The organism is Agrococcus lahaulensis DSM 17612, assembly GCF_000425105.1.
Classification (GTDB): domain Bacteria; phylum Actinomycetota; class Actinomycetes; order Actinomycetales; family Microbacteriaceae; genus Agrococcus; species Agrococcus lahaulensis.
Genome location: NZ_KE384303.1, coordinates 210887 through 237005 on the forward strand (window position 1 = coordinate 210887; position 26119 = coordinate 237005).

Consider the following 26119-nt stretch of genomic DNA (forward strand, 5'->3'; position numbering starts at 1 on the left):
CGGGGGAGCGGCTAGATCGAGTACTCGATCTGCGGCAGCTGCGCGGGCGCGGTGCCGCCCACGGGCTTCGCCGGCACGCCGACGAGCGTGACGCCCGACGGCGCATCCTTCAGCACGACCGCGTTCGCGCCGACCTTGACGTCGTCGCCGAGCGCGATCGGCCCGAGGATCTTCGCGCCCGCCCCGACGAGCACGCGGTGCCCGAGCGTCGGATGGCGCTTGACCGCCGCGTTCGCCGTGCCTCCGAGCGTCACGCCGTGGTAGAGCATGACGTCGTCGCCCGTCTCGGCCGTCTCGCCGATCACGACGCCCATGCCGTGGTCGATGAAGAACCGCCGCCCGAGCCTCGCGCCCGGGTGGATCTCGACGCCCGTCATGAAGCGCGCGAGCTGGCTGCCGGCGCGCGCGAGCGAGCGCGCACCGGCGTGCCAGAGGCGGTGATGGATGCGGTGGGCCCACACCGCGTGCAGGGTCGAGTAGGTGAGCGCGATCGTCAGCGCGCCGCGCGCGGCGGGATCGTGCCGCTTCGCGTTCTCGATGTCCTCGCGGATGTTGAGCAGGCCCACCGTGCTCCTCAGGCCAGGTCGGCGAAGATCGGCATCGAGAGGTAGCGCTCGCCGGTGTCGCACACGACCGCGACGATCGTCTTGCCGGCCGACTCGGGGCGGCGGGCGATCTCGAGCGCGGCCCACACGATCGCGCCCGAGGAGATGCCGGCGAAGATGCCGTCCTTCGCGGCGAGCTCGCGGCCGACGCGCACGGCGTCGTCGAGCTCGACGTCGACCACCTCGTCGTAGACGTCGGTGTCGAGCAGCGCGGGCACGAAGTTCGCGCCGAGGCCCTGGATCTTGTGCGGGCCGGCCTGGCCCTTCGTGAGCAGCGGCGAGTCGGCGGGCTCCACCGCGACGAGGTGCAGCTCGGGCTTGAGCTCCTTGAGCCGGCCGCCCGCGCCCGTGACCGTGCCGCCCGTGCCGACGCCCGAGACGAACACGTCGACGGCGCCGTCGGTGTCGGCCCAGATCTCCTCGGCGGTCGTCTCGCGGTGCACCTTGACGTTCGCCTCGTTCTCGAACTGGCGGGCGAGGATCGCACCGGGCGTCTCGGCGACGATCTGCTGCGCGCGCTCGACCGCGCCGCGCATGCCGTCGGGGCCGGGCGTGAGCACGAGCTCGGCGCCGTAGGCCTTGAGGATGTTGCGCCGCTCGACCGACATCGTCTCCGGCATCGACAGGATCACGCGGTAGCCGCGGGCCGCGCCGACGAACGCGAGCGCGATGCCCGTGTTGCCGCTCGTGCCCTCGACGATCGTGCCGCCCGGCTGCAGCTGCCCCGAGGCCTCGGCGGCGTCGATGATCGCGCGGCCGATGCGGTCCTTGACCGAGCCGGCCGGATTGAACGACTCCATCTTGACGAGCACGGTCGCGTGCGTGTCGTTCGTGCGGCCGAGCCGCACGAGGGGAGTGCCCCCGATCGTTGCCGTGATGTCGTCGAAGATGCGCGCCATTCGCTTTCCTTTCACCGGGTGGAAGCCAGGATTCTCACTGTACGGCCTCACGCTGAGCAACCCCTCGTACCGCCCTGCGCATTCCCGCACGTCTCGCCTCGCTGCTCGGGCTAGCGTGTTGGCGTGCTCCCCCTCTCGATCTCCGACGCCGTGCGCGACGCCCGCGCGCGGCTCTCCGCGGTCGGCATCGAGGGCCCCGACGCCGAGCTGCTCGCCGCGTGGGCCGCAGGGTCGTCCTACGGCGAGCTGCGCGTCGACATGGCGATGGGCCGTGACTTCGAGGCGGATGCGCTGACGCGGTTCGCGCGCGCCGTCGCGCGTCGCGAGTCCCGCGAGCCGCTCCAGCACATCACCGGCACGGCGCCGTTCCGGCACGTCGACCTGCGCGTCGGTCCCGGCGTCTTCACGCCGCGACCGGAGACGGAGCTGCTCGTCGACGTCGCGCTGCGGCACCTCCGCCGCGCCGAGTCGCCGCTCGTGCTCGACGTCGGCACGGGCAGCGGCGCGGTCGCGATCGCGATCGCGCGCGAGTCGAGCGCTCGCGTCGTCGCGGTCGAGCGGAGCCCCGCCGCCTACGTCTGGGCGCGCCGCAACTTCGACGAACTCGCGCCGGACGCCGCGCTCCTGCACGCTGACGCACGCGACCTCACGGCGCTCGCCTCGGTGGGTGTCACGCCCGGCTCGCTCGCGGCGTTCGTGAGCAACCCGCCCTACGTGCCCGAGGCATCCGTGCCCCTCGACCACGAGGTGCGGGGCTTCGACCCGCACGCCGCGCTCTACTCCGGCGCGGACGGGCTCGACCTCATCCGGAGCCTCGCGCCGCTCGCCGCCGACCTGCTCGCGCCCGGCGGGCTCGTCGCCTTCGAGCACGCCGAGCACCAGGGCGAGACGATCCGCGAGATGCTCGCCGACGCCGGCTTCACCCAGGCGCGCACGCACACGGATCTCGCCGGTCGCGACCGGGTGACGGCGGCGGTCCGGTAGCGCCGGCGGCCGACGCCGCCGAACTACCATGGAGAGGTGCCCGCGCTCTACGACTGCTCCGACCCCGCCTCCCTGCTCGACGGCATCCGCGCGGCCCGCACGGCCATCGCGGCGGGGCGCAGCATCGTCATCCCGACCGACACCGTCTACGGCATCGCGGCCGACGCGTTCTCGCACGAGGCGGTCGCGGGACTGCTCGCGGCGAAGGGCCGCGACCGCGGCTTCCCGCCGCCCGTGCTCGTCGCCGACCGCCACATGGCGGCGGCGCTCGCCGAGCGCGTGCCGGCCGAGCTCGAGCCGCTGCTCGACGCGCACTGGCCCGGCCCGCTCACGGTGATCCTGCGCGCGCAGCCCTTGCTCACGTGGGACCTCGGCGACACGGGCGGCACGGTCGCGATCCGCGTGCCCGACCACCCGATCGCGATCGGCCTGCTGCGCGAGACCGGCCCGCTCGCCGTCTCGAGCGCGAACCTGCACGGCATGCCCGCGCCGACCGAGGCGGCGGCGGCCGCCGAGATGCTCGGCGATCGCGTCGCGCTCGTGCTCGACGCGGGCGCCGTCGGCGGCTCCGCGGCGCCGGGGGAGCAGAACGGCTCGACGATCCTCGACTGCTCGACCGACGGCGTCGCCCGCATCGTCCGCCAGGGGGTCCTGCCGCGCGCCACGATCGCCGACGCGATCGGCGAGCTGCTCGCCTCGGGATGATGCCGTGATCTTCCTGCTCATCGCCGCCGTCGCGGCCGTCGTGACGTTCGTCGCGAGCCGCGTCGTGCTGCGGCTCGCGCTCAAGCACGGCATCCACCCACCGGTGCGCGAGCGCGACGTGCACTCGCGGCCCACGCCGCGGCTCGGCGGCGCGGCGATGTGCATCGGCGTGATCGCCGCGCTCGCGGTCGCCTCGTTCGTGCCGGAGTTCGCGGGGGTGTTCGCCGAGCCCGTGCGGGTGTGGACGCTGCTCGGCGGCGCGATCGCCATCTGCGCGATCGGTGTGCTGGACGACCTCGTCGACCTCGACTGGATGCTGAAGCTCGGCGCGCAGATCCTGGTCGCGACGGGCGTCGCGCTCTTCGGCGTGCAGATCGTGAGCCTGCCGATCGCGGGCATCGTCGTGCCCTCGGCGACCATGGCGATCTCGCTCACCGTGCTCATCATCGTGCTCGTCATGAACGCCGTGAACTTCATCGACGGCCTCGACGGGCTCGTCGCGGGCACGACGATCATCGGCTCGACGGCCTTCTTCGGCTACATCTGGATGATCAGCCAGAACTTCGCGCAGCAGAACGCCTACTTCTCGCTCGCGAGCCTCATCACCTCGATCATCGTCGGCGTGTGCGTCGGCTTCCTCCCCGTCAACTGGCACCCCGCACGGATGTTCATGGGCGACGGGGGAGCGCTCATGCTCGGCCTGCTGACCGCGGCGAGCGCGATCGCGGTCACCGGCCAGATCGACGTCGGCACGATGGGCGGCCGGAGCCAGATCCTGCCGGCCTTCATCCCGGTGCTGCTGCCGCTCGCGATCCTGCTGCTGCCGCTGACGGACTTCGCGCTCGCGGTCCTCCGCCGGGTCGCGAACGGCAACAGCCCGTTCGCCGCCGACCGGCGGCACCTGCACCACCGGCTGCTCGACATGGGCCACTCGCACCTCGGCGCGGTGCTCATCTTCTACTCGTGGACCGCCGTCGTCTCGATCGGCTGCCTGCTCTTTCTCATCGTCCAGTGGTGGGTGGCGATCGGTATCATGGTGCTCGGGTTCATCGTGTGCGCCCTGCTGACGGCCGCGCCCGTCGGCCGCAGGGTCTGGCGCACGTTCCTGCGGGTGATGCGCGAGCGTCGCGCTCGCCGCACCGGACTCCAGCCGACCAGCGCCAGCATCGACTCCCAGGGGGAATCCCGGTGAACACCACCCAGATCATGCAGCGCATCCTCGTGTGGGGAGCGATCCTCGCGGGTGCCGTCGCGGTCGTCGGCGGCATCGTCGGCTGGGTGCTCGCCGAGGGAGCGGGCCTCGCGTCGGCGCTCGTGGGCACCGCGCTCGCGATCGTCTTCTGCATGCTCACCGCCGGCAGCATCCTGCTCGCGCTCAAGGCGTCGAAGGGCCAGATGGTCTCCGGCGCCTTCTTCGGGATCGTGCTCGGCGGCTGGATGCTGAAGTTCGTCCTGTTCATCGTGCTCGTGTTCGTGCTCGGCGACCAGGACTGGCTGCACCGCGGCGTCGCCTTCGGGGCGCTCGTCGCCGCCGTCATCGGCTCGCTCGTCATCGACTGCGTCGTCATCGCGACGAGCCGCCAGCCGGTGATCGACAGCGCCGCCGACGACGAGACCCAGGGCCGGCCGGCCTCCGGCGCCCGCGCGTGAGCGCCGCAGGACGTCGAGCCATCCCGATCCCCTCTGATAGAGTCGTTGACGTTCCCCCAACTGCGCCGCTCGTCAACGAGCGCGTCTGCGCGAGGGGGCGCACCGCCGTCAAGAAGGCGCCAGGCGCCACGAGCTTGAGGAAGAGACGCTGAACGCCGTGTTGTCGATGCTGGCCTCTGCTGCCAACGAGCCAGAGCCGTTCCACCCGCCGTCGATCGCGGAGTTCTTCCCGCAGGTCTTCCTGTTCATGGAGCCGACGGTCGCGTGGCTCGGGAGCGAAGAGCCGATCTTCGGCATCAACCGCATCATGCTCATCCGCATCCTGGCGGCGCTCGCGATCATCCTGATCTTCGTGCTCGGCACGCGGAAGATGAAGCTCGTGCCGACGCGCGGCCAGAGCATCGTCGAGCTCGGCCTCGGCTTCGTCCGCGACGGGATCGTCTACGACCTGCTCGGCGAGAAGGACGGCCGCCGCTTCCTGCCGATCATCACCACGATCTTCTTCATGGTGCTGGCGATGAACATCACGGGCATCATCCCGTTCCTCAACATCGCGGGCACCTCGGTGATCGGCGTGCCGCTCGTGCTCGCGATCGTCTCGTACATCGCGTTCATCTACGCGGGCGTCAAGAAGCACCCTGGCGCGTTCTTCAAGAACTCGCTCTTCCCCTCGGGCGTGCCGTGGCCGCTCTACATCATCGTGACGCCGATCGAGTTCGTCTCGACCTTCGTCCTGCGCCCCGTCACGCTGACGCTGCGACTCATGATGAACCTGTTCGTCGGCCACCTGCTGCTCGTGCTGTTCTTCGCCGCGACGCACTTCTTCTTCTTCTCGGCCGGCGGCCTCTTCACGCTCTTCGGCGTGGGCACGCTCGCCTTCGGCTTCGCGTTCACCGTCTTCGAGATCCTCGTCGCGGTGCTCCAGGCCTACGTCTTCGCCATCCTGACCACCGTCTACATCCAGCTCGCGCTGGCTGAAGAGCACTGACCCCGGACCCTCCGGACAACCGAAAGGAACGACCGTGGACAACGCCACGACCATCCTCGCCGAGATCAACGGCAACATCGGCACCGTCGGCTACGGCCTCGCGGCCATCGGCCCCGCCATCGGCGTCGGCATCGTCGTCGGCAAGACGATCGAGGGCGTCGCTCGCCAGCCCGAGCTGCAGGGCCGCCTGACGGTCCTCATGTTCATCGGCATCGCCTTCACCGAGGCACTGGCGTTCATCGGCATCGCCACGTACTTCTTCATGGTCTGACGCCCTGATGCTCACCACTCCTCTCTTCCTCGCGGAAGAAGCGGGGGAGACCGCTCAGAACCCGCTGCTTCCGGCCCCGTACGACATCATCTGGTCGTCGGTCATCTTCGTCGTCCTCCTGCTGGTCTTCTGGAAGGTCGTCCTGCCTCGCGTGCAGGCGCTGCTCGACGAGCGCGCCGCCGCGATCGAGGGCGGCATCAAGAAGGCCGAGGAGGCACAGGCCGAGGCGGCTGCGGCGCTCGAGTCGTACAACACCCAGCTCGCCGAGGCTCGCGCCGAGGCCGCTCGCATCAAGGACCAGGCTCGCGCCGACGCCGCGCGCATCGAGGCCGACCTCAAGGCTCGCGCCAACGAGGAGGCCGAGCGCATCACCGCGCAGGCGCACCAGCGCATCGAGGCGGAGCGCCAGGCCGCGTTCTCGTCGCTCAAGACCGAGGTCGGCTCGCTCGCCCTCGACCTGTCCGAGAAGGTCGTCGGCGAGTCGATGGACGACGCGCGCTCGGCCGCGATCGTCGAGCGCTTCCTGGCCGACCTCGAGCGCGAGGGAGCGAACCGCTAGTGGGCAGCGCGACCAGCCAGGCGCGAGCCGGCATCGACGAGGCCGTCCAGGCCCAGCCGCAGGCGGGGCTCGAGGACGCGCGAGACCTCTTCCGGGCATCGCGCGCGCTCGAGCGCAGCCCGCAGGTGCTCTCCTCGCTCGGCGAGCCGGTGTCGACGCCCGACGCCCGCGCCGCCCTCGCGCAGCGCGTGCTCGGGCAGCTGGGTGGGGCGGCGATCGCGATCGTCGCGCACCTCGCGCGCCAGCGCTGGTCCGAGACGGACGACCTGCTCGTCGCGATCGACGAGGCGGCCGTGCGGATCGCCGTGCGCTCGAGCGGTGACGACGTCGCCGGCGAGATCGCCTCGTTCGGGCGCATCGTCTCGTCCGACCCGCAGCTCGAGCTCGCGCTCGGCGGACTGCAGGGCTCCGCGGACGAGAAGGCGGCCCTCGTGCAGCGGCTGCTCGCCGGTCGTGCGAGCGAGTCGACGCTCGCGATCCTCGACCACCTCGTGCGCGCCCCGCGCGGCCGCCGCATCGGCCAGCGCCTGCGCTCGGCCGCGACGCAGGTCGCCGCCGCGGCCGGCCGTTCGCTCGCGACGGTCACCACCGCCCGCGAGATCAACCCCGCCCAGCTCGACCGGCTCCGCGCCGGTCTCGAGCGCCAGTACGGCCGCACGCTGCAGCTGCAGCAGGTGGTCGACCCGGCCGTGCTCGGCGGGCTGCGCGTCTCGATCGGCGACGACGTCATCGACGGCACCGTCCGTTCCAAGCTCACCGACCTGCGCCTGTCGCTCGGCTAGGTCGAAGAAACCCGAACAGGAAGACACATGTCAGAGCTCACCATCAGCCCCGACGAGATCAAGGGCGCCCTCGCCGACTTCGTCTCGTCCTACGAGGCGTCGACCTCGACGACCGCCGAGGTCGGGCACGTCGTCGACGCGGCCGACGGCATCGCGCACGTCGAGGGCCTCCCCGGCGTCATGGCGAACGAGCTCGTCCGCTTCGCGGACGGCACGCTCGGCCTCGCCCAGAACCTCGACGAGACCGAGATCGGCGTCGTCGTCCTCGGTGAGTTCGACGGCATCGAGGAGGGCATGGAGGTCACCCGCACGGGTGAGGTCCTCTCCGTCCCCGTCGGCGAGGGCTACCTCGGCCGCGTCGTCGACCCGCTCGGCAACCCGATCGACGGCCTCGGCGAGATCGCCTCGAGCGGCCGCCGCGCCCTCGAGCTGCAGGCGCCCGGTGTCATGCAGCGCAAGTCGGTGCACGAGCCGCTCCAGACGGGCATCAAGGCGATCGACGCCATGATCCCGATCGGCCGCGGCCAGCGCCAGCTCATCATCGGCGACCGCCAGACCGGCAAGACGGCGCTGGCGATCGACGCGATCATCAACCAGAAGGCCAACTGGGACTCGGGCGACGTCAACAAGCAGGTCCGCTGCATCTACGTCGCGATCGGCCAGAAGGGCTCGACCATCGCATCCGTGCGCGGCGCCCTCGAGGACGCCGGCGCGATGGAGTACACGACGATCGTCGCCTCGCCGGCCTCCGACCCGGCCGGCTTCAAGTACCTCGCGCCGTACTCGGGCTCGGCCATCGGCCAGCACTGGATGTACGAGGGCAAGCACGTCCTGATCGTCTTCGACGACCTCTCGAAGCAGGCAGAGGCCTACCGCGCCGTGTCGCTCCTCCTGCGCCGCCCGCCGGGCCGCGAGGCGTACCCCGGTGACGTCTTCTACCTGCACTCGCGCCTGCTCGAGCGCTGCGCGAAGCTGTCGGACGAGCTCGGCGCCGGCTCGATGACGGGCCTCCCGATCATCGAGACGAAGGCCAACGACGTCTCGGCGTACATCCCGACCAACGTGATCTCGATCACCGACGGCCAGATCTTCCTGCAGTCCGACCTGTTCAACGCCAACCAGCGTCCCGCGGTCGACGTCGGCATCTCGGTCTCGCGAGTCGGCGGCGACGCGCAGGTCAAGTCGATCAAGAAGGTCTCCGGCACGCTCAAGCTCGAGCTCGCGCAGTACCGCTCGCTCGAGGCGTTCGCGATGTTCGCCTCCGACCTCGACGCGGCCTCGCGCCGTCAGCTCGAGCGCGGTGCGCGCCTGACCGAGCTGCTCAAGCAGCCGCAGTACTCGCCGTACCCCGTCGAGGAGCAGGTCGTCTCGATCTGGGCCGGCACGAACGGCAAATTCGACGCGGTGCCCGTCAACCAGGTGCTGCAGTTCGAGGCGGAGCTCCTCGAGCACCTGCGCGGCACGAGCACGGCGCTGACGACGCTGCGCGAGACGAACGTGCTCGACGACGCCACGCTGGCGACGCTCGAGGCCGAGGTCGACGAGTTCGCGCGCAACTGGCAGGGCAAGGATGCCGCGAGCATCACCGACCCCGGCACCGAGGCGAACAACCCGATGGTCGAGGACGTCAACCAGGAGCAGATCGTCAAGGGCCGTCGCTGACGCGAGCTCGCTGAGGAGGCGGAATGGGAGCCCAGCTCCGGGTCTACACGCAGAAGATCAAGTCTGCGCAGTCGACCAAGAAGATCACGAAGGCGATGGAGCTCATCGCTGCATCGCGGATCCAGAAGGCGCTCGCCCGCGTGCAGGCGTCGAACCCATACGCACGGGCGCTGACGCGCGCCGTGAGCGCGGTGGCCACGTTCTCGAACGAGCCGCACCCGCTCACGGTGGAGCGCCCGCAGCTCAAGCGCGCCGCGATCGTCGTCGTCACGTCGGACCGCGGCCTCGCCGGCGCGTTCAACTCGCAGATCCTCAAGGAGGCGGGTGAGCTGCGGGCGAAGCTCGAGGCGGAGGGCAAGGAGGTCGACCACTACCTGGTCGGCAGCAAGGCCGTCGGCTACTTCAAGTTCCGCCAGCGCCCGTACATCCGGGAGTGGACGGGGGAGTCGGACGTGCCCACGCCCGAGCTCGCGCAGGAGATCGCCGAGGCGGTGCTCGAGGCCTACGTCTCCGAGCAGGTCGACGAGATCCACGTCGTCTACAACCGCTTCGTCAGCATGATGACGCAGGACCCGACGACGGTGCGGCTGCTGCCGCTCGAGATCGTCGAGGCCGAGAGCGCCGACAAGGCCGAGCACTTCCCGCTCTACCAGTTCGAGCCCGAGCCCGCGCTCGTGCTCGACGCGCTCCTGCCCGTCTACGTCGAGAGCCGCATCTTCAACGCGCTGCTCCAGTCGGCCGCCGCCAAGCAGGCCGCGACGCAGAAGGCGATGAAGTCGGCATCCGACAACGCCGACAAGCTCATCATCGACTACACCCGCCTGCGCAACAACGCGCGCCAGGCCGAGATCACGACGCAGATCTCCGAGATCGTGGGCGGCGCGGACGCCCTCGCCTCGGCGAAGTAGCCACGAAAGGCAAGCACAATGACCATCACTGACACCCCCGTCGAGCAGCGCCAGGCTGCCGTCGGCCGCGTCGCGCGAGTGACCGGGCCCGTCGTCGACATCGAGTTCCCGCACGACTCGCTCCCCGAGGTCTACAACGCGCTCAAGACGACGGTCGACTTCCAGGACGGCTCGGAGCCGCAGGAGATCACGCTCGAGGTCGCCCAGCACCTCGGCGAGGACCTCGTGCGCGCCATCGCCCTCAAGCCGACGGACGGCCTCGTCCGCGGCCAGGAGGTGCGCGACACCGGCGAGTCGATCACCGTGCCCGTCGGCGACGTCACGAAGGGCAAGGTCTTCAACGTCATCGGCGAGCCGCTCAACCTCGGCGAGGGCGAGACCCTCGAGGTCACCGAGCGCTGGTCGATCCACCGCAAGGCGCCCTCGTTCGACCAGCTCGAGTCGAAGACGCAGCTGTTCGAGACCGGCATCAAGGTCATCGACCTCCTCACCCCGTACGTGCAGGGCGGCAAGATCGGCCTGTTCGGCGGCGCGGGCGTCGGCAAGACGGTCCTCATCCAGGAGATGATCCAGCGCGTCGCGCAGGACCACGGCGGCGTCTCGGTGTTCGCGGGCGTCGGCGAGCGCACCCGTGAGGGCAACGACCTCATCCACGAGATGGAGGAGGCGGGCGTCTTCGACAAGACCGCCCTCGTCTTCGGCCAGATGGACGAGCCGCCGGGCACGCGCCTCCGCGTCGCCCTCTCGGCGCTCACGATGGCGGAGTACTTCCGCGACGTGCAGGGCCAGGACGTGCTGCTCTTCATCGACAACATCTTCCGCTTCACGCAGGCCGGCTCCGAGGTCTCGACGCTGCTCGGCCGCATGCCGAGCGCCGTCGGCTACCAGCCGAACCTCGCCGACGAGATGGGCATCCTGCAGGAGCGCATCACCTCGACGCGCGGTCACTCGATCACCTCGCTGCAGGCGATCTACGTGCCGGCCGACGACTACACCGACCCGGCCCCGGCCACGACGTTCGCGCACCTCGACGCGACGACGGAGCTCAGCCGCGAGATCGCGTCGAAGGGCCTCTACCCGGCCGTCGACCCGCTCACGTCGACGAGCCGCATCCTCGACCCCCGCTACCTCGGCGAGGACCACTACCGCGTCGCGACGACGGTCAAGCAGATCCTCCAGAAGAACAAGGAGCTGCAGGAGATCATCGCGATCCTCGGTGTCGACGAGCTCTCGGAAGAGGACAAGATCGTCGTCAACCGCGCGCGCCGCATCCAGCAGTTCCTCTCGCAGAACACCTACATGGCGAAGAAGTTCACCGGTGTCGAGGGCTCCACGGTGCCGCTCAAGGAGACGATCGAGTCGTTCGACGCGATCGCCAAGGGCGAGTTCGACCACGTGGCCGAGCAGGCGTTCTTCAACGTCGGCGCGATCTCGGACGTCGAGGCCAAGTGGGCGCAGATCCAGAAGGAGAACGGCTGATGGCTCTGACCGTCAGCATCGTGTCGGCCGCGGCCGAGGTGTGGACGGGCGAGGCCACGCAGGTCATCGCCCGCACCACCGAGGGCGAGATCGGCATCCTGCGTGGTCACGAGCCCGTGCTCGCCGTGCTGGCCGAGGGCCAGGTGCGCGTCACCGACGCCTCCGGCACGGTGCACGCGGTCGACGCGGAGGACGGCTTCCTCTCGGTCGACCACGACCGGGTGGAGATCGTCGCGCGGAACGCCAAGCTCGCGTGATCGTCCTGCTGCCGCCCAGCGAGACGAAGGCGGCAGGCGGGAAGGGAGCGCCGCTCTCGACGGCCAGCCTGGGATTCCCCGGGCTGGCCGTCGGTCGTTCCCGGGCGCTCGCCGCACTTGACCGCCTCGTCGCCGAGGGCCAGGACGTCTCGACGCCCGCGAAGGCGCGCGCCGCCGCCGACAACGCCGCCGTCCGCTCGTCGCCGACGATGCCCGCGATCGAGCGGTACACGGGCGTGCTCTACGACGCGCTCGGCGCCGCCGAGCTGTCCACGGCCGCTCGCGCGTGGGTCGACGACCACGTCGTCATCCAGTCGGCCCTGCTCGGGTTCGTGCGCGCATTCGACCCCATCCCCGCCTACAAGGTGTCGGAGCACTCGAAGCTGCCCGGTGAGCGGATGCGCGACCTGTGGTCGGGCGCGGGCGGCGCGATCGAGGGCTTCGCGCTCGACCTGCGCTCGAAGGCCTACGCCGCGATCGCGCCCGTGCCGGGCGCCGAGCCGGTCGAGATCGTCTCGCCCGAGGGCAAGGCGCTCAACCACTGGAACAAGGCGGGCAAGGGCGCGCTCGTGCGCTCGCTCGCGCTCGCCGGCGTGCAGGCGGAGACGGCGGATGCGCTGCTCGAGTGGGCGGCGTCGGCGTCCGTGCCGCTCACCCGCGCCGAGCGCGGGCTGCGGCTCGTCGTGCAGGATCCGCGGCTCGTCGCGGCTGGCTGAACCGGTCGCAGGAGCTCTCCACAGGCGCCTGGCGATGTCAGTGGCCCGTGATGTGATGCGCGCATGCACGGCAGCACGGATCGCGAGGATGGCGTCTTCGACGCTGCCGCACTCGCCGCCGCCGGCGTCGATGCGCGGGCGGTGATCGCGCTCATCCGGGCCGGCGTCGTGCTCGACCCGCTCGGGCGCTCGGGCGAGGAGCTCGCGCTCGAGCTGCGGGAGCGCGATGCCGAGGCACGCGGCTTCCGGGTGATGCGCGCCTCGTTCGGCCTCGTGCGCAGCGGCAAGCTCGTCGCGATGCTTGCGTGGGAGCTGTCGCACATCGACGAGCCGCTGCCGCCGGAGCTCGCGCGCCTCGCCGCCGACGACGAGTTCGCGCACCGCATGCGCGCGATCGAGCTCCGCTCGGCTCGCATCGAGGGGGAGCGCCGCGCGCTCATGGCCAGCCACGTCCAGCGGGCGCTCGACGGCGACGGCGACACCGCGATGGCTGTGCGCGAGCTGGCGTCGATCGCCGCTGTCGCCCTGCACCTGTCGCGACGGAGCGTCGAGGCCCGCATGCAGGAGGCGTGGCACACCGTCACCGAGCTGCCCGTCGCCCACGAGTCCGCCGCCGCAGGCCGCATGACGCTCGCGCACCTGCGGGTGATCGAGGGCGAGACGCGCGGCCTCCGCGCGAGCGGCGACACCCGCGAGGACGACCGGCGCCGGGTCGAGCGAGAGCTCGTCGCGCTCGCCGAGACCACGTCGCCCGGCCGGCTGCGCGACCGCTCGAAGCGCATCGTCGACTCGGCGCTCACCGAGCCGCTGCAGCAGCGCCACGACAAGGCCAGGGAGCAGCGGGGCGTCCGGTTCGTCGACGTCGGCGACGGCATGGGCGACTTCATCGCGCGCGTGCCGGTCGTGCGCGGCATGGCGATGCTCGACCGCCTCGCGCAGGGCGCGCGGAGCAAGCCGAAGGACGACCCGCGCACCTTCGACCAGTTCTGCGCCGACGCGCTGTGCGAGGTCGTCATGGGCGGCGTCGTGCCCGACGGCGTGCACGGGCTCGACAACCTCACCGGCAACGTCTCGGTGCTCATCCCGGCGACGACGCTCATCGCCGCGGGCGGACCCGGCGACGGCCCGGCACTCGACCCGGCCGCGCTGCGGTTCCCCGCGGCGCTCGACGGCCGGGTGCTCGTCGACCCCGAGACCGCGCGGCGACTCGCGCTCGGCGCGACGATGTGGGAGCGGCTCTTCACCGACCCGGTCTCGGGCGTCGCGGTGACGGTCGACTCCCGCCGCCCGAGCGCTGAGCAGCTGCGCTGGCTGCGGGCGCGCGATGGCGGGTGTCGCACGCCGGGCTGCGCGTGCAGCGGGCGTCGCGCCGACCTCGACCACACGATCGCGTGGGCGCAGGGCGGCCCGACCGCGATCGACAACCTCGCGACGCTGTGCCGCAGCGACCACATGCTCAAGCACGCGTCGCGCTGGAGCATGCGGCAGCTCGAGCACGGCGTCATCGAGTGGACGTCGCCGCTCGGCGAGGTGATCGTCGACGAGCCTCGGCCGATCGGGCCGACGTTCGCCGAGCTCGAGCCCGCGCTGCCCCCGCCTGCGGGGCCACCGTCTCGGCACCCGTGGGCCGATCGACCGCCGCCAGACCCCGAGCTGGTCCGCATGATGTCGGGGAAGGTCCCGCTCGACGAGTGGGTGGCGTACTTCCTCACGCCCGTCGGCGGCGATGACCCGCCACCTCCGCCCGAGCCCTGGCCCGACGACGAGCCGCCCGCACCCTTCTGACTCGCTGCCCGCTGCCTCCTGGCCATCAGCCGCGCGGCTCGCGGTCAGGCGGGCGATCTAGCATCGCCGCATGCCTCCCCGCTCCTCGCGCACCGCTCAGGCCGCCGGTACCGATCGGGGAAGCGTGGGCGACCGCATCCTCGCCGCCGCCCGCGAGTACGGCTGGGACGACCTCCGGCCCGGGCAGCGCGAAGCGGTCGAGGCGGCCCTCGAGGGCCACGACGTGCTCGCCGTCATGCCGACGGGGCACGGGAAGTCGGCGATCTACCAGCTCGCCGCGAAGCTCCTCGAGGGGCTCACGGTCGTGGTCTCGCCGCTCATCGCGCTGCAGCGCGACCAGGTCGAGCAGCTCGAGGAGATGGGCGCCGACCCGGCGGTCGCCGTCAACTCCTCGCAGCGCGTCGGCGAGAACCGCGAGGCGTGGGAGGAGCTCGAGGCGGGCGACGCCGAGTTCGTCTTCCTCGCCCCCGAGCAGCTCGCGCGGGACGAGGTGCTCGAGCGGCTGCGCGAGCTGCAGCCGTCGCTGCTCGTCATCGACGAGGCGCACTGCGTCTCGGCGTGGGGCCACGACTTCCGGCCCGAGTACCTGCGGCTCGGCCACGTCGTCGAGGCGCTCGGGCATCCGACGACGGTCGCGCTCACCGCGACGGCCGCGCCGCCCGTGCGCGAGGAGATCGTCGAGCGGCTGCGCATGCGCGAGCCCCGCCAGGTCGTGCGCGGCTTCGACCGACCCAACATCGTCCTCGAGGTGCAGCGGCACAGCGACGACGACGCCAAGCGCGACGCGATCGTCGAGCGAGCGCTCGAGGAGTCGAAGCCGGGCCTCATCTACGTCGCCACGCGCAAGGACGCCGAGCGCTACGCCGCGGCGCTCGCCGAGGCGGGCGTGCGCGCCGAGGCGTACCACGCCGGGATGTCGCGGGCCGAGCGCGAGCGCGTGCACGACGCGTTCAGCGACGGCTCCGCCGAGATCGTCGCGGCGACGTCGGCGTTCGGCATGGGCATCGACAAGGCCGACGTGCGCTTCGTGCTCCATGCCGCGCCGCCCGACTCCCTCGACTCCTACTACCAGGAGATCGGCCGCGGCGGCCGCGACGGCGAGCCCGCGCTCGCGGCGCTCTTCCACCGGCAGGAGGACTTCGGCGTGCACCGCTTCCGCACCGGCGGCAGCGCGGATGTCGACATGCTCTCGGCGGTCGCCTCCCGCGTGCGGCGCGCGAAGCAGCCCGTGCCGCCCGAGCGGCTCCGCGAGCGCCTCGACGTCGGCGCGAGCCGGCTCACCTCGGCCGTCAACCTGCTCGAGCAGGCGGGAGCGGTCGAGACGACCGACGACGGCGACCTCGTGTGGCGCGAGGGCACCGTCAAGCCCGCCGTCGAGGAGGCTGCGCGCATCGCCGAGGCGCGGCGCCGCGTCGACCGCTCGCGCGTCGAGATGATGCGCGGCTACGCCGAGACGAGCGGCTGCCGGCGCCGGTACCTGCTCGGCTACTTCGGCGAGGAGCTGCCCGAGCTCTGCGGCGCGTGCGACACGTGCCGCTCGGGCTCGGCCGAGCGCGCCGTGGAGGCGCGGGAGGCGGCGGATGCGTCGAGCGAGTCGACGGGGGACTGGGCCGTCGGGCAGCGCGTGCGGCACGAGTCGTGGGGCGAGGGCGGCGTCGTGAGCGACGACGGCGACCGCATCACGGTGCTGTTCGACGAGGAGGGCTACAAGACCATCGCGCTCGAGGTCGTGGAGCGCTCGGGAGTGCTGCAGCACCTCTGACGTCGAGGCGGCCGCGGTGCCATGATCGACGCATGCCGAACCGGCCCGAGACGCTCGAGCGCATCCTGGACGCCCTCGACCCGCTGCCGATCCGCCTGCAGCCGATGTTCGGCGAGCACGGCCTCTACTGCGACGACCGCATCTTCGCCTTCGTGTGCGACGACACGCTGCTGCGGGGGCTCGTGCCCGAGGCTGCCGAGCTCACCGAGCCCCTCGCTCGCGCCGAGGCCTATCCCGGCTCGAAGCCCTACGGGGTCGTCGAGGTCGATCGGCTCGACGACACCGAGTGGCTCCACGAGACCGTGCAGACCATCGCGGCCACGCAGGTGCCGAAGCCGCGGAAGGCGACCAGGCCGCCGACGGCACGGAAGACGAAGCCCGCTCGGTAGCCGCGCAGGATCGGCCCCGGCGCGCGTCCTAGGCTGGAGCGCATGACGACGCGCACTCTCGGCAACTCCGGCATCGAGGTCTCGCCCATCGGGCTCGGCTGCAACAACTTCGGCCGCAAGGGCACGGTCACCGAGGACCAGGCGGGCACCGACGCCGTCATCCACGCCGCGATCGACCACGGGATCACGCTCTTCGACACCGCCGACATCTACGGCAACCCCGCGACGACCTCCGAGTCGCTCATGGGCGTCGCGCTCTCGAAGGCGGGCAGCGCCGCACGCGACAGGATCGTGCTCGCGACGAAGTGGGGCCACCAGGGCTTCGCGATCGAGGGCACCGAGGAGTGGGGCGCGAAGGGCGCGCGCGGCTACATCCGCAAGGCCGTCGAGGCGTCGCTGCGCCGCCTGCAGGTCGAGCACATCGACCTCTACCAGCTGCACACGCCCGACCCCGAGACGCCGATCGAGCAGACCGTCGAGGCGCTCGACGAGCTCGTCGCCGAGGGCAAGATCCGCGCCTACGGCCACTCGAACCTCTCGGCCGAGCAGATCCGCGAGGCCGCCGCGGTCGACACCCCGAACGGCTTCTCGACGGCGCAGGACGAGTACTCGCTCGTCGAGCGCGGCGTCGAGCGCGAGGTGCTGCCCGCGGTGCTCGAGGCCGGCCTCGGCTTCCTGCCCTACTTCCCGCTCGCGAACGGCCTCCTCACCGGCAAGTACTCGCAGGACGCCGCTCCCGCCGACGCGCGCCTCACCCGGCTCAAGCCGCAGCTGCTCGAGCAAGCCGATTGGGCCCGCCTCGAGCGCTACGAGGAGGTCGTGCGCGGCACGGGCCGCTCGATGCTCGAGGTCACGTTCCAGTGGCTGCTCGCGCAGCAGGCGGTCACGAGCGTCATCGCGGGCGCGACGAAGCCCGAGCAGGTCGCGCAGAACGCGGCGGCCGGCGAGGGCCAGCTCGACGCCGCGACGGTCGAGGCGATCTCCGAGATCTTCGCCTAGCCCGCGCCGACGTCTCGCAGGCGATTCGGCGGCGGCGAGGGGAATGCTCCCTCGCAGCGCCCGGATCGCCTGCGAGACGATGTGCCGGGGTGACCGGGCTCAGCGCAGCGCGGCGTAGCCCTGCTCGTCGCGCGCGTTCGCGGCGGCCCGGATGGTGCCGTCCGGCTCGTGCGACGCGAACGAGAGGCGTCCGAGCGACCAGGGTCCCGCATCCGTCACCACGTGCCCGCGCGAGCGCAGGTCGTCGATGACGGCCTCGCCGAGCCGCGACTCGACGTGCAGCCCGCCCGGCTCCCACACGCGCGGCTCGAACGACGACACGAGGTGCGTCAGGTGCCACGAGGGCGCGTCGATCGCCGCTTGCGGGTCGAGGCCGAGCACGCGCATGCCGAGCAGCATCGCGAACTGCCACTGGTCCTGCTGGTCGCCGCCGGGCGTGCCGAGCGCGGCGACCGCGCCGTCGTCGTCGACGAGCATGGTGGGCGAGAGGGTCGTGCGAGGGCGGATGCGCGGGGCGAGGCTCGTGGGCAGCCCCTCCTCGAGCCACAGCATCTGGGCGCGCGTGCCGAGGCAGAAGCCGAGCTCGGCGATCGTCGGGCTCGACTGCAGCCAGCCGCCCGAGGGGGTCGCGGAGATGACCATGCCGTCCTTGTCGACGACGTCGATGTGGCACGTGTCGCCGCGCGTGGGCTCGCCCGTGCCGGAGCGGGGCGTGCGGGGTGCCTCCTCGGCGACCCGCACCGCCGCGAGGCGCGGCTCGCCGCGCAGCGCGCCGGGGCGCAGCTCGAGCGACGCCCGCTCGCCGATGAGCGCGCGACGCTCCGCGAGGTAGGCGGCGTCGAGCAGCCGATCGATGTCGGCGCCGTCGCCGAACCACGCGTCGCGATCCGCGAGCGCGAGCTTCATCGCCTCGGCCGAGACGTGCACGATGTCGGCGGTGAACGCATCCGACCGCTCGGGCAGGAGCGGCTCGACGATGCCGAGCGCCTCGAGCATCGCCGGGCCCTGCGACCACGCGCCCGCCTTGTGCACCGTCGTGCCGCGCCACGGCATCGAGACGGTGGGCTCCCACGAGGGGCGCCACGCGGCGAGGTCGTCGCCCGTGAGGAGCCCCGCGTGCGCGGCCCCGGAGGAGTCCATCGCCGCGTGCCGCGAGTGCCGGTCGATCGCCTCGGCGACGAAGCCCTCGCTCCATGCCGCGATCGCCGCGTCGCACGCCGCCTCGCGCGAGAGGCCGCGGCCGGCGCCGGCGAGCCGGCGGTACGTCTCGGCGAGCGCAGGGTTGCGGATGACGTCCCACGGCTCGGGCGCCGGGTCGGCCCAGAGCGCCGCCGAGGCGGGCCAGTGCTCGCGGAAGAAGTCGGCGCGACCCGCGATCGTGCGGGCGACGCGCGGCAGCACGCGGTGGCCGCGCTCGGCGAGCTCGATCGCGTAGGCGAGCACGTCGGCGGGCGCCCACGTGCCGTGGTCGCGCAGCAGCGCGAGCCACGCGGGCACCGCACCCGGCACGACGGCCGCGAGGAGCCCCGTGCCGGGGATGTGCTCGATGCCCTCGGCGCGCATCCGCTCGATCGTCGCCGCGGCCGGGGTGGGGCCCTGGCCGGCGAGCACCCGCGGCTCGTGCCCGGGCACGCGCACGATCGCCGGCAGGTCGCCGCCGGGACCGTTGAGGTGCGGCTCGACGACGTGGAGCACGAAGCCCGCGGTCGCGGCGGCGTCGGCCGCGTTGCCGCCCCGCTCGAGCACCGACATGCCGCTCGACGAGGCGAGCCAGTGCGTCGAGGCGACGGCTCCGAACGATCCCTGCAGCGGCGGTCGGGTGCGCATCATGCCGACACGGTATCGACCTCCGACCGAGCGGGCGCCGAGCGCTCACCCTCGAGGGCGCGGGCGGCGCTCGCGGCAGGCTCGAGGTCGAGCCGCCGGAGGAGCTGCGCGTTGAGCGCGACGACGATCGTCGAGAGCGACATGAGGAGCGCTCCGACCGACATCGGCAGCACGAAGCCGACGGGCGCGAGCACCCCGGCGGCGAGCGGCACGGCGAGCGCGTTGTAGCCCGCTGCCCACCACAGGTTCTGCACCATCGTGCGGGCGCTCGCGCGCGAGAGCTCGACGACCGAGAGCACGCTCCGCGGGTCCGAGCTCGCGAGGACGACGTCGGCCGAGGCGATCGCGACGTCGGTGCCGGCGCCGATCGCGAGCCCGACGTCGGCGCGCGCGAGCGCGGGCGCGTCGTTCACGCCGTCGCCGACGAAGGCGACCGTGCGCCCCTCCTCCTGCAGCCGGGCGACCTCGCGCTCCTTGTGCTCGGGGCGCACGCCCGCTGCGACGCGGTCGATGCCGAGCTCGCGCGCGACGGACCGCGCGACGGCATCGGCGTCGCCCGTGACCATCGCGACCTCGATGCCGAGCCGGTGCAGCGCATCCACCGCCTCCCTGGACTCGGGGCGGATCGCGTCGGCGAGCCGCAGCGCCCCGACCGCCTCGCCGTCGACCACGACGTGCAGGATGATCGCGCCCTCGGCGCGCCAGGCCTCTACGGCCGGCAGCTCCGCGAGCGCCTCCTCCGCCAGCAGGTGCGGACCGCCGACGCGCACGCGCGCACCGTCGACGACAGCGGTGACGCCGACGGCGGGGGAGGAGGAGAAGCCGGATGCGCGGGGCACGGCGAGCGAGGCGCGCTCGGCCGCGCGCACGATCGCCCGGGCGAGCGGGTGCTCGCTCGGCCGCTCCGCCGCAGCGGCGAGCGCGAGCACCCGGTCGGCGTCGCCGTCGACCGCGTGCGCCTCGAGCACGGCGGGCTCGCCCTCCGTGAGCGTGCCGGTCTTGTCGAAGAGCACGACGTCGACGCGGCGCATCGTCTCGAGCGCGAGGCGATCGGCGACGAGCACGCCGCCGCGGGCCGCGCGCTCCGTCGCGATCGAGACGACGAGCGGGATCGCGAGCCCGAGCGCGTGCGGGCACGCGATGACGAGCACCGTCACGGTGCGCACGATCGCGTCGTCGGGCGCGCCGAGCGCGCTCCACGCGACCGCGGTGATCGCGGCGGCACCGAGCGCGAACCAGAAGAGCCAGCCCGCGGCGCGGTCGGCGAGCCGCTGCGCCCTCGAGGTCGACGACTGCGCCTCGGCGACGAGTCGGCGGATGCCGGCGATCGCGGTCGCCTCGCCGACCGCCTCGATGCGCACGCGCACGCCCGAGTCAGTCGCGACCGTGCCGGCGACGACCCGCTCGCCCGAGCTCCGTGCGACGGGGCGCGACTCGCCCGTGATCATCGACTCGTCGAAGCTCGCGCTGCCCTCGACGATCGCGCCGTCGGCTGGCACGCGCGCGCCGGGGCGGACGACCACGACGTCGCCGACGCGCAGCGCCGCGGGGGAGACGCGCTCGATGCCGCCCGGCGTCTCCCGCTCCGCCTCGTCGGGCAGGAGCGCCGCGAGCGAGTCGAGCGCCGACGAGGACTGCGCGAGCGAGCGCATCTCGAGCCAGTGGCCGAGCAGCATGACGACGACGAGCAGCGCGAGCTCCCACCAGAAGTCGAGGTGGTGATCGGCGACGCCGAGCGAGGCCGCCCACGAGGCGATGAACGCCGTCGTGAGCGCGAGCGCGACGAGGAGCATCATGCCGGGCCGGCGGCTGCGCAGCTCGCCGACGGCGCCGGTCAGGAACGGCCGGCCGCCGACGAGGAGCATGACGGTGCCGAGCACGGGGGAGACCCAGCGCAGCCACGGCGCGTCCGGCAGCGCGTAACCGACGATCGACGCGAACATGCCGCTCAGCAGCACCGTCGGGATCGCGAGCACGAGCATCCACCAGAAGAGGCGCCGGTAGAGCGCGGCGTGGTCGCCGTGCCCGGCATGGTCGCCGTGCCCGGCGTGGTCGCCGTGCCCGGCGTGGTCGCCCTGCTCGGCGTGGCCGGTGTGGCCGCCGTGCTCGCTGCGGTCCGCGTAGTCGTCATGCCCGCCATGCTGCTCGTGCTCGTGCTCGTGCTCGTGCTCGTGCTCGTGCTCGTGCTGGGTCGCGTGTGCCTTCGGTGCCGTGCCGTCCATGCGGCGAACATATACCCCCAGGGGTATCCGGCAACCGTCGATCGCCGTCGCTCTCCACAGGCCCTCGCCGAGCGCACTCGGCCCGCTCGCGGGATGCCGCACCCTGCGCGCATGGAGACCGTCAAGATCCGCACCCCGCAGTCGCTGCTGCGCATGCTGCCTCGCCTCGTCGGGCCCGTCGAGGCGCCATCGCTCGTCGCCCTGCCCTTCTCGCGAGGGCGCTCGGGCATGCCGATGGCACTCGACCTGCCCGATCGCCGCTCGGCCGCGCCGATCGCGCAAGCGGTGCGCCGCGGCGCTCGCGGCGCTGACGCGGTCGTGCTCGTCGCGTGCCTCGAGCAGCCGCTCGGCGCACGCCCCCTGCCGCACGCCGACGAGCTCGGCCGCGTCGCCCGCCGGCTCGAGCGGAGCGGCATGCGCGTGCTCGAGCTGCTCGCGCTCGCGCCCGACGCGTGGGGCGACTACTCGTCGCCCGCGGGCGCGCGCGGCCCGCTCGCCGAGCTCGAGCTGCTCGACGACCCCGCCCCGGGCGTGCCCGAGCCGCCGTCCCTCCCCGGCGTGCCGGAGGGCCGGGGGAGCGCCGCGGCGCTCGAGGTCGCCGCGTGGCTCGGCGAGCTGCTGGACGGCGACGTCGCCGCGGCGCGCGACGACCCGATCGCGGCGCTCGAGCTCGCGGTCTCGCTCGCCGACCGGCTCGACGTCGGGCCGGGCGTGCTCGGGGTCGATCCCGCGAAGGCGGCGGCGCTCGCGATCGCGCTCGTCGTGAGCCCCGCGCAGCGCGACCTCGCGATCGAGCTCGCGATCGACGGCACCGCCGCCGCCGAGCGCACGCTCGACGCCATCGAGGGCGACGCGGCGACGGAGGCCGCCGCGAACCGCTTCCTCGGCGTCGGGCCGGCCCCCGACGCCGACCGGCTCCGCGACCGGCTGCGCCGCTGGACGGCGATCGCCGAGGCGACGCCCCTCGAGCTGCGCGCACCGCTGCTCGTGATCGTCGGCTTCCTGCACTTCTTCCTCGGCCGGGGCCGCACCGCGGGGCGATGCGCAGAGCTCGCGATGGCGATCGATCCCACCCTCACCATGGCTCCGCTGCTGCGCGACATCGTCGACGCGAAGGGCGCGCCCGACTGGGTGCTCGGGACCGGGGAGGAGGTGGGCGCGCATCCAGCCACTCGGGAGTAGCGTCGGGCCATGGCGGCAGAGCGAGTGCACGACGTGCTGGTGGTGGGCGGGGGCAACGGCGGCCTCTCGGCAGCGGCCCACCTCCGGCGCCGCGGCTGCCCCGACGTCGGACTCATCGAGCCCTCCGAGCGGCACGTCTACAAGCCACTGCAGAACTACGTCGGCACGGGCCTCGCGAGCGACGATGAGCTGTCGAGGCCGCAGGCGTCGCTCATCCCCGAGGGCGTCGAGTGGCATCGCACCGCGGCGGTCGAGATCGACCCGGAGCGGCGGGAGGTGCGCTGCGCCGACGGCTCGGTCGTCCGCGGTCGCGACCTCATCGTCGCGACCGGCGCCGTCGTCGACTGGAGCCTGCTCCCCGGCGCGGCGGAGGCGCTCTCGAGCGGCCTGGCCGTCACCACCTACGTCGACACCGAGCTCGCCCGCACTCGAGATCGCCTCGCCGGGCTCACCGCCGGCCGCGCGATCTTCGAGCTCCGCGGGCAGCCGGTCTCCGGGCGCGAGACGGCGCTCAAGCCGCTCTTCATCGCGTGCGACACGTGGCGCGCGAACGGCGTGCTCGACGCGATCGAGGTCGTCCTCGTGCACGACGGTGACCGGCTGCACCCCGTCGACGCGATCGCGGCCGAGATCCGCCGCCACCTCGACCGCTACGGCATCGAGGCGCGGCCCTCGACGCACGTCGTCGCGATCCGCGGCCAGGAGGTCGACCTCGCGGGACCGCGCGGCACGACGCCCGAGCGTGCCGACCTCGTCCACCTGCACCCGCCCTACCGCGCTCCCGACGTCATCGGCGCGTCCGGTCTGGACGCCGACGGCACCGGGGGATTCGCCGCCGTCGACCCCGAGACGCTGCGCCACCCGACGCATCCGAGGGTCTGGGTCGTCGGCGACACCGGCGACCTCGGCGATGCGCGCACCGGCGGCGCGCTCCGCGAGCAGGTGAGGATCGCGGTCGAGAACATCCGCCGAGCGCGCGCGGGCGAGCCGCTCGAGCGCTACGACGGCTACACCGTCGCGCCGGTCGCCACCGCTCGCCGGAGCCTCTCCTTGGGGGAGTACGACCGCGAGCTGCGCCCGCGCCACTCGCTCCCGCTCCCGGCACGCGGCCAGATCCGCTCGAGCCCGCTCTGGTACGCGCTCGACCGCCACGCGCTCCCGCAGATCTACTGGCACCGCATCCTCAAGGGCCGCTTGTGAGGGCTCCCGGCCCGGTGCCGCTGAGCGCCGGGTGCGAGGAGCGGGCGCGCGGCGTGGGAGACTGGAGGACGTGACCCACATCGGAGCGGCGAGCGGCGAGCACGCGACACAGGGCCCCGAGGCCCAGCAGTTCGCGGTGCGCTGGGCAGGCATGACCGACACCGGCTTCCGCCGCCAGCACAACGAGGACTCCCTCATCACGCAGCCGCCGGTCTTCGCGGTCGCCGACGGGATGGGCGGCCACTCGCACGGCGACCTCGCGAGCAAGGCGGTGGTCGAGCGGCTCGCCGACCTGCGCGAGCTCTCGGCCGTCGAGCCGATCGACGTCGTCGACGCGCTCCGCCGCGCGACCGACGAGATCGAGCTGCTCGGCGTCGGCGAGGGCTCGGCGGGTACGACCGTCACCGGCTGCGCGTTCGCGCTGCACGAGGGCGCGCCCCACTTCGCGGTCTTCAACGTCGGCGACTCGCGCACGTACGCGATGCTCGGCGAGCGCCTCACGCGCATCACGGTCGACCACTCGGTCGTGCAGGAGCTCATCGACGCGGGCCTGCTCACCGAGGAGGAGGCCGAGACGCACCCGGAGGCGAACGTCGTCACGCGCGGCGTCGGCGCCGGCATCGACCCCGTGCCCGACTACTTCCTGCTGCCGATCATGCCGCAGCTGCGCCTGCTCGTGTGCTCGGACGGCCTGACGAAGGAAGTGCACGACGTCGACATCGAGCGCCTGCTGTGGGAGCACGACGACCCCGCCGCCGCCGCGCAGGCGCTCGTCGCCGCCGCCCTCGACTCGGGCGGGCGCGACAACGTCTCGGTGATCGTCATCGACGTCACGCGCGCGCCGAGCGTCGACGACGTCGACCGGACCGTGCCGCGCACGACGCTCCGGGACGAGGAGCCCCGGCGGTCCTGATGGCCAGGCGGCTCCCCTCCGCGCCGCCGGTCCTGCCCGGCTACTCGCACCTCCACGTGCTCGGCACGGGCGGGTACGCCGACGTCTTCCTCTACGAGCAGGCGCTGCCGCGGCGCCCCGTCGCGGTCAAGGTGCTGCTCGCCGAGCTCGTCGACGAGGACGTGCGCCGCTCGTTCCGCACCGAGGTCAACCTCATGGGTCGCCTCTCGTCGCACCCGAGCATCCTCACGGTCTACGGCGCCTCGGTCGCGAGCGACGGCCGCCCCTACCTCGTGATGGAGCTCGCGAACCCCGAGCTCGGCGAGCGCTTCCGCTCCGAGCCGCTCGCGCCCGAAGCGGCGCTGCGGGTCGCGATCCGCATCGGCGCCGCGGTCGAGACCGCGCACCGCGCGGGCGTGCTGCACCGCGACATCAAGCCCGCGAACATCCTCACGACGTCGTTCGGGCACCCCGTGCTGAGCGACTTCGGCATCGCGGGCCTCCAGCACGACGCGAGCGAGGCCGCGGGCGTCTCGGTGCCGTGGGCCGCGCCCGAGGTGCTGCGCGGCGAGACGGGCGGCACGATCGCGACCGAGGTGTGGTCGCTCGCCGCGACGCTCTTCTCGCTCATCGCCGGCCGCAGCCCCGCCGAGCAGCCTGGCCGTGCGAACGACCACGCGGCGCTCTCCGAGCGCATCATCGCCCACGACCTGCTGCCCTCGCGCGCGATCCCGGCGGCGCTGCGGCCCGTGCTCGACAAGGCGCTCGCGGCGCGGCCCGGCGACCGCCACGAGAGCGTCGAGGAGCTGCTCGGCGAGCTGCAGCGCGTGCAGCGCGAGCTCGGCTTCGAGGTCACCCCCATCGAGGTCGAGGTCGACGCGTGGGCCGCCGAGCCGATCGTCGAGGGCGACGAGGTCGAGGAGGACTCGGATGCGCTGCGGCTGCGGCAGCGCAGGTCGCGTCGCGCTCCGGGCATCACGGGCAGCCGCGTCGACATCTCGCAGTCGACGGGCCGGCGCCAGCCGCCGAAGCCGAAGCGCTTCGCGATCGGGCTCGGCATCGCCGCCGCGAGCGCCGTCGTGCTCGGCATCATCACCGTCGCCGCGTTCGCGCTCTCGAGCGTCTCGTCGCAGATCCCGCTCGTGCAGGACATCGCCGTGAGTCCCGAGCAGGGCCGGGTCGCGTTCGCGTGGGAGGACCCGGGCCTCGTCGACACCGACACCTACCACGTGCGCACCTCGACCGGGGATGCCGTCATCCAGGGCGGCCGAGAGTTCACGCTCACGGGCGCCGCGGGCGAGCGCCTGTGCATCTGGGTCGCGGTGAACCGCGACGGATCGACGGGCGAGTCGACCGAGGCGTGCGGGGAGCCGCTGCCGTGAGGCCGCGGCGATGA

General features: G+C 72.9%; 25 protein-coding genes. 21 read left to right on the plus strand and 4 right to left on the minus strand.

Going from position 1 to position 26119, the window contains the following annotated elements; genetic code table 11:
* Window positions 1-11: 11 nt before the first annotated feature.
* Window positions 12-566 carry a serine O-acetyltransferase EpsC gene (gene epsC / locus H508_RS0110430; RefSeq protein WP_035254744.1) on the minus strand — a complete coding sequence of 185 codons (555 nt, stop codon included), beginning with the start codon at window positions 564-566 and terminating at the stop codon, window positions 12-14.
* A gap of 8 nt (window positions 567-574) precedes the next feature.
* Window positions 575-1504 carry a cysteine synthase A gene (gene cysK, locus H508_RS0110435; protein ID WP_026374018.1) on the minus strand — a complete coding sequence of 310 codons (930 nt, stop codon included), beginning with the start codon at window positions 1502-1504 and terminating at the stop codon, window positions 575-577.
* A gap of 123 nt (window positions 1505-1627) precedes the next feature.
* On the opposite strand from cysK, the gene prmC reads away from it, so the two are divergent.
* The 17 genes from prmC (at window position 1628) to H508_RS0110520 (ending at window position 17400) form a co-directional block, all read left to right on the plus strand.
* Window positions 1628-2488: a peptide chain release factor N(5)-glutamine methyltransferase gene (gene prmC / locus H508_RS0110440; RefSeq protein WP_026374019.1), complete on the plus strand. Its 861-nt coding sequence runs from the start codon at window positions 1628-1630 to the stop codon at window positions 2486-2488.
* A 36-nt stretch (window positions 2489-2524) separates the two neighbouring features.
* Window positions 2525-3193, plus strand: coding sequence for an L-threonylcarbamoyladenylate synthase (locus H508_RS0110445; protein WP_026374020.1), 669 nt, complete (start codon window positions 2525-2527; stop codon window positions 3191-3193).
* Between the two features lie 4 nt (window positions 3194-3197).
* Window positions 3198-4385 carry an MraY family glycosyltransferase gene (locus H508_RS15855; RefSeq protein ID WP_035254745.1) on the plus strand — a complete coding sequence of 396 codons (1188 nt, stop codon included), beginning with the start codon at window positions 3198-3200 and terminating at the stop codon, window positions 4383-4385.
* A complete protein-coding gene (locus H508_RS0110455; RefSeq protein WP_051223240.1) occupies window positions 4382-4843 on the plus strand; it encodes a Cg1360 family ATP-synthase-associated protein in 462 nt (153 codons plus the stop codon). Before H508_RS15855 ends, H508_RS0110455 begins: the two co-directional genes overlap by 4 nt.
* 166 nt (window positions 4844-5009) lie before the next feature.
* Entirely contained in the window at window positions 5010-5831 is an 822-nt protein-coding gene (gene atpB / locus H508_RS0110460; RefSeq protein WP_211220866.1) for a F0F1 ATP synthase subunit A, read from the plus strand.
* Between the two features lie 34 nt (window positions 5832-5865).
* Window positions 5866-6102 carry an ATP synthase F0 subunit C gene (gene atpE, locus H508_RS0110465; RefSeq protein WP_021011155.1) on the plus strand — a complete coding sequence of 79 codons (237 nt, stop codon included), beginning with the start codon at window positions 5866-5868 and terminating at the stop codon, window positions 6100-6102.
* A 7-nt stretch (window positions 6103-6109) separates the two neighbouring features.
* Window positions 6110-6661 carry a F0F1 ATP synthase subunit B gene (locus tag H508_RS0110470; RefSeq protein ID WP_026374023.1) on the plus strand — a complete coding sequence of 184 codons (552 nt, stop codon included), beginning with the start codon at window positions 6110-6112 and terminating at the stop codon, window positions 6659-6661.
* Window positions 6661-7443, plus strand: a complete 783-nt coding sequence (locus H508_RS0110475; protein WP_026374024.1) for a F0F1 ATP synthase subunit delta — start codon at window positions 6661-6663, stop codon at window positions 7441-7443. Before H508_RS0110470 ends, H508_RS0110475 begins: the two co-directional genes overlap by 1 nt.
* A gap of 27 nt (window positions 7444-7470) precedes the next feature.
* Complete coding sequence (gene atpA / locus H508_RS0110480; protein ID WP_026374025.1) at window positions 7471-9105, plus strand: F0F1 ATP synthase subunit alpha; 1635 nt, start codon at window positions 7471-7473, stop codon at window positions 9103-9105.
* A gap of 23 nt (window positions 9106-9128) precedes the next feature.
* Window positions 9129-10013 carry a F0F1 ATP synthase subunit gamma gene (locus tag H508_RS0110485; RefSeq protein WP_026374026.1) on the plus strand — a complete coding sequence of 295 codons (885 nt, stop codon included), beginning with the start codon at window positions 9129-9131 and terminating at the stop codon, window positions 10011-10013.
* Between the two features lie 18 nt (window positions 10014-10031).
* Window positions 10032-11492, plus strand: coding sequence for a F0F1 ATP synthase subunit beta (atpD, locus tag H508_RS0110490; protein ID WP_021011160.1), 1461 nt, complete (start codon window positions 10032-10034; stop codon window positions 11490-11492).
* Window positions 11492-11749 carry a F0F1 ATP synthase subunit epsilon gene (locus H508_RS0110495; RefSeq protein WP_021011161.1) on the plus strand — a complete coding sequence of 86 codons (258 nt, stop codon included), beginning with the start codon at window positions 11492-11494 and terminating at the stop codon, window positions 11747-11749. The genes atpD and H508_RS0110495 overlap by 1 nt, the downstream gene beginning before the upstream one ends.
* Window positions 11746-12465, plus strand: coding sequence for a YaaA family protein (locus H508_RS0110500; RefSeq protein ID WP_026374027.1), 720 nt, complete (start codon window positions 11746-11748; stop codon window positions 12463-12465). Before H508_RS0110495 ends, H508_RS0110500 begins: the two co-directional genes overlap by 4 nt.
* A gap of 63 nt (window positions 12466-12528) precedes the next feature.
* Entirely contained in the window at window positions 12529-14250 is a 1722-nt protein-coding gene (locus tag H508_RS16840; RefSeq protein WP_051223243.1) for an HNH endonuclease signature motif containing protein, read from the plus strand.
* Between the two features lie 124 nt (window positions 14251-14374).
* Window positions 14375-16012: a RecQ family ATP-dependent DNA helicase gene (locus H508_RS0110510; protein ID WP_026374028.1), complete on the plus strand. Its 1638-nt coding sequence runs from the start codon at window positions 14375-14377 to the stop codon at window positions 16010-16012.
* A gap of 32 nt (window positions 16013-16044) precedes the next feature.
* Complete coding sequence (locus H508_RS15865; protein ID WP_051223245.1) at window positions 16045-16401, plus strand: TfoX/Sxy family protein; 357 nt, start codon at window positions 16045-16047, stop codon at window positions 16399-16401.
* Window positions 16402-16443: 42 nt separating this feature from the next.
* A complete protein-coding gene (locus H508_RS0110520) occupies window positions 16444-17400 on the plus strand; it encodes an aldo/keto reductase (protein WP_026374029.1) in 957 nt (318 codons plus the stop codon).
* Window positions 17401-17499: 99 nt separating this feature from the next.
* Here the strand turns inward: H508_RS0110520 and H508_RS0110525 are convergent, their stop codons facing one another.
* Together H508_RS0110525 and H508_RS15870 are read right to left on the minus strand one after the other, a co-directional pair.
* Window positions 17500-19230 (minus strand): gamma-glutamyltransferase family protein, encoded by a 1731-nt coding sequence (locus H508_RS0110525; RefSeq protein ID WP_026374030.1) that lies wholly within the window; start codon window positions 19228-19230, stop codon window positions 17500-17502.
* A complete protein-coding gene (locus tag H508_RS15870; protein ID WP_051223248.1) occupies window positions 19227-21449 on the minus strand; it encodes a heavy metal translocating P-type ATPase in 2223 nt (740 codons plus the stop codon). Before H508_RS15870 ends, H508_RS0110525 begins: the two co-directional genes overlap by 4 nt.
* 111 nt (window positions 21450-21560) lie before the next feature.
* Here H508_RS15870 and H508_RS0110535 point away from each other — a divergent pair, with 111 nt between their 5' ends.
* From H508_RS0110535 to H508_RS0110550, 4 genes are all read left to right on the plus strand, one after another.
* A complete protein-coding gene (locus tag H508_RS0110535; protein ID WP_026374031.1) occupies window positions 21561-22631 on the plus strand; it encodes a DUF4192 family protein in 1071 nt (356 codons plus the stop codon).
* Window positions 22632-22640: 9 nt separating this feature from the next.
* A complete protein-coding gene (locus tag H508_RS0110540; protein ID WP_026374032.1) occupies window positions 22641-23831 on the plus strand; it encodes an NAD(P)/FAD-dependent oxidoreductase in 1191 nt (396 codons plus the stop codon).
* Between the two features lie 70 nt (window positions 23832-23901).
* Window positions 23902-24744: a PP2C family protein-serine/threonine phosphatase gene (locus H508_RS15875; protein ID WP_051223250.1), complete on the plus strand. Its 843-nt coding sequence runs from the start codon at window positions 23902-23904 to the stop codon at window positions 24742-24744.
* On the plus strand, window positions 24744-26105 hold the full coding sequence (locus H508_RS0110550; RefSeq protein ID WP_035254747.1) for a serine/threonine-protein kinase: 1362 nt from the start codon (window positions 24744-24746) through the stop codon (window positions 26103-26105). Before H508_RS15875 ends, H508_RS0110550 begins: the two co-directional genes overlap by 1 nt.
* Window positions 26106-26119: the final 14 nt, after the last annotated feature.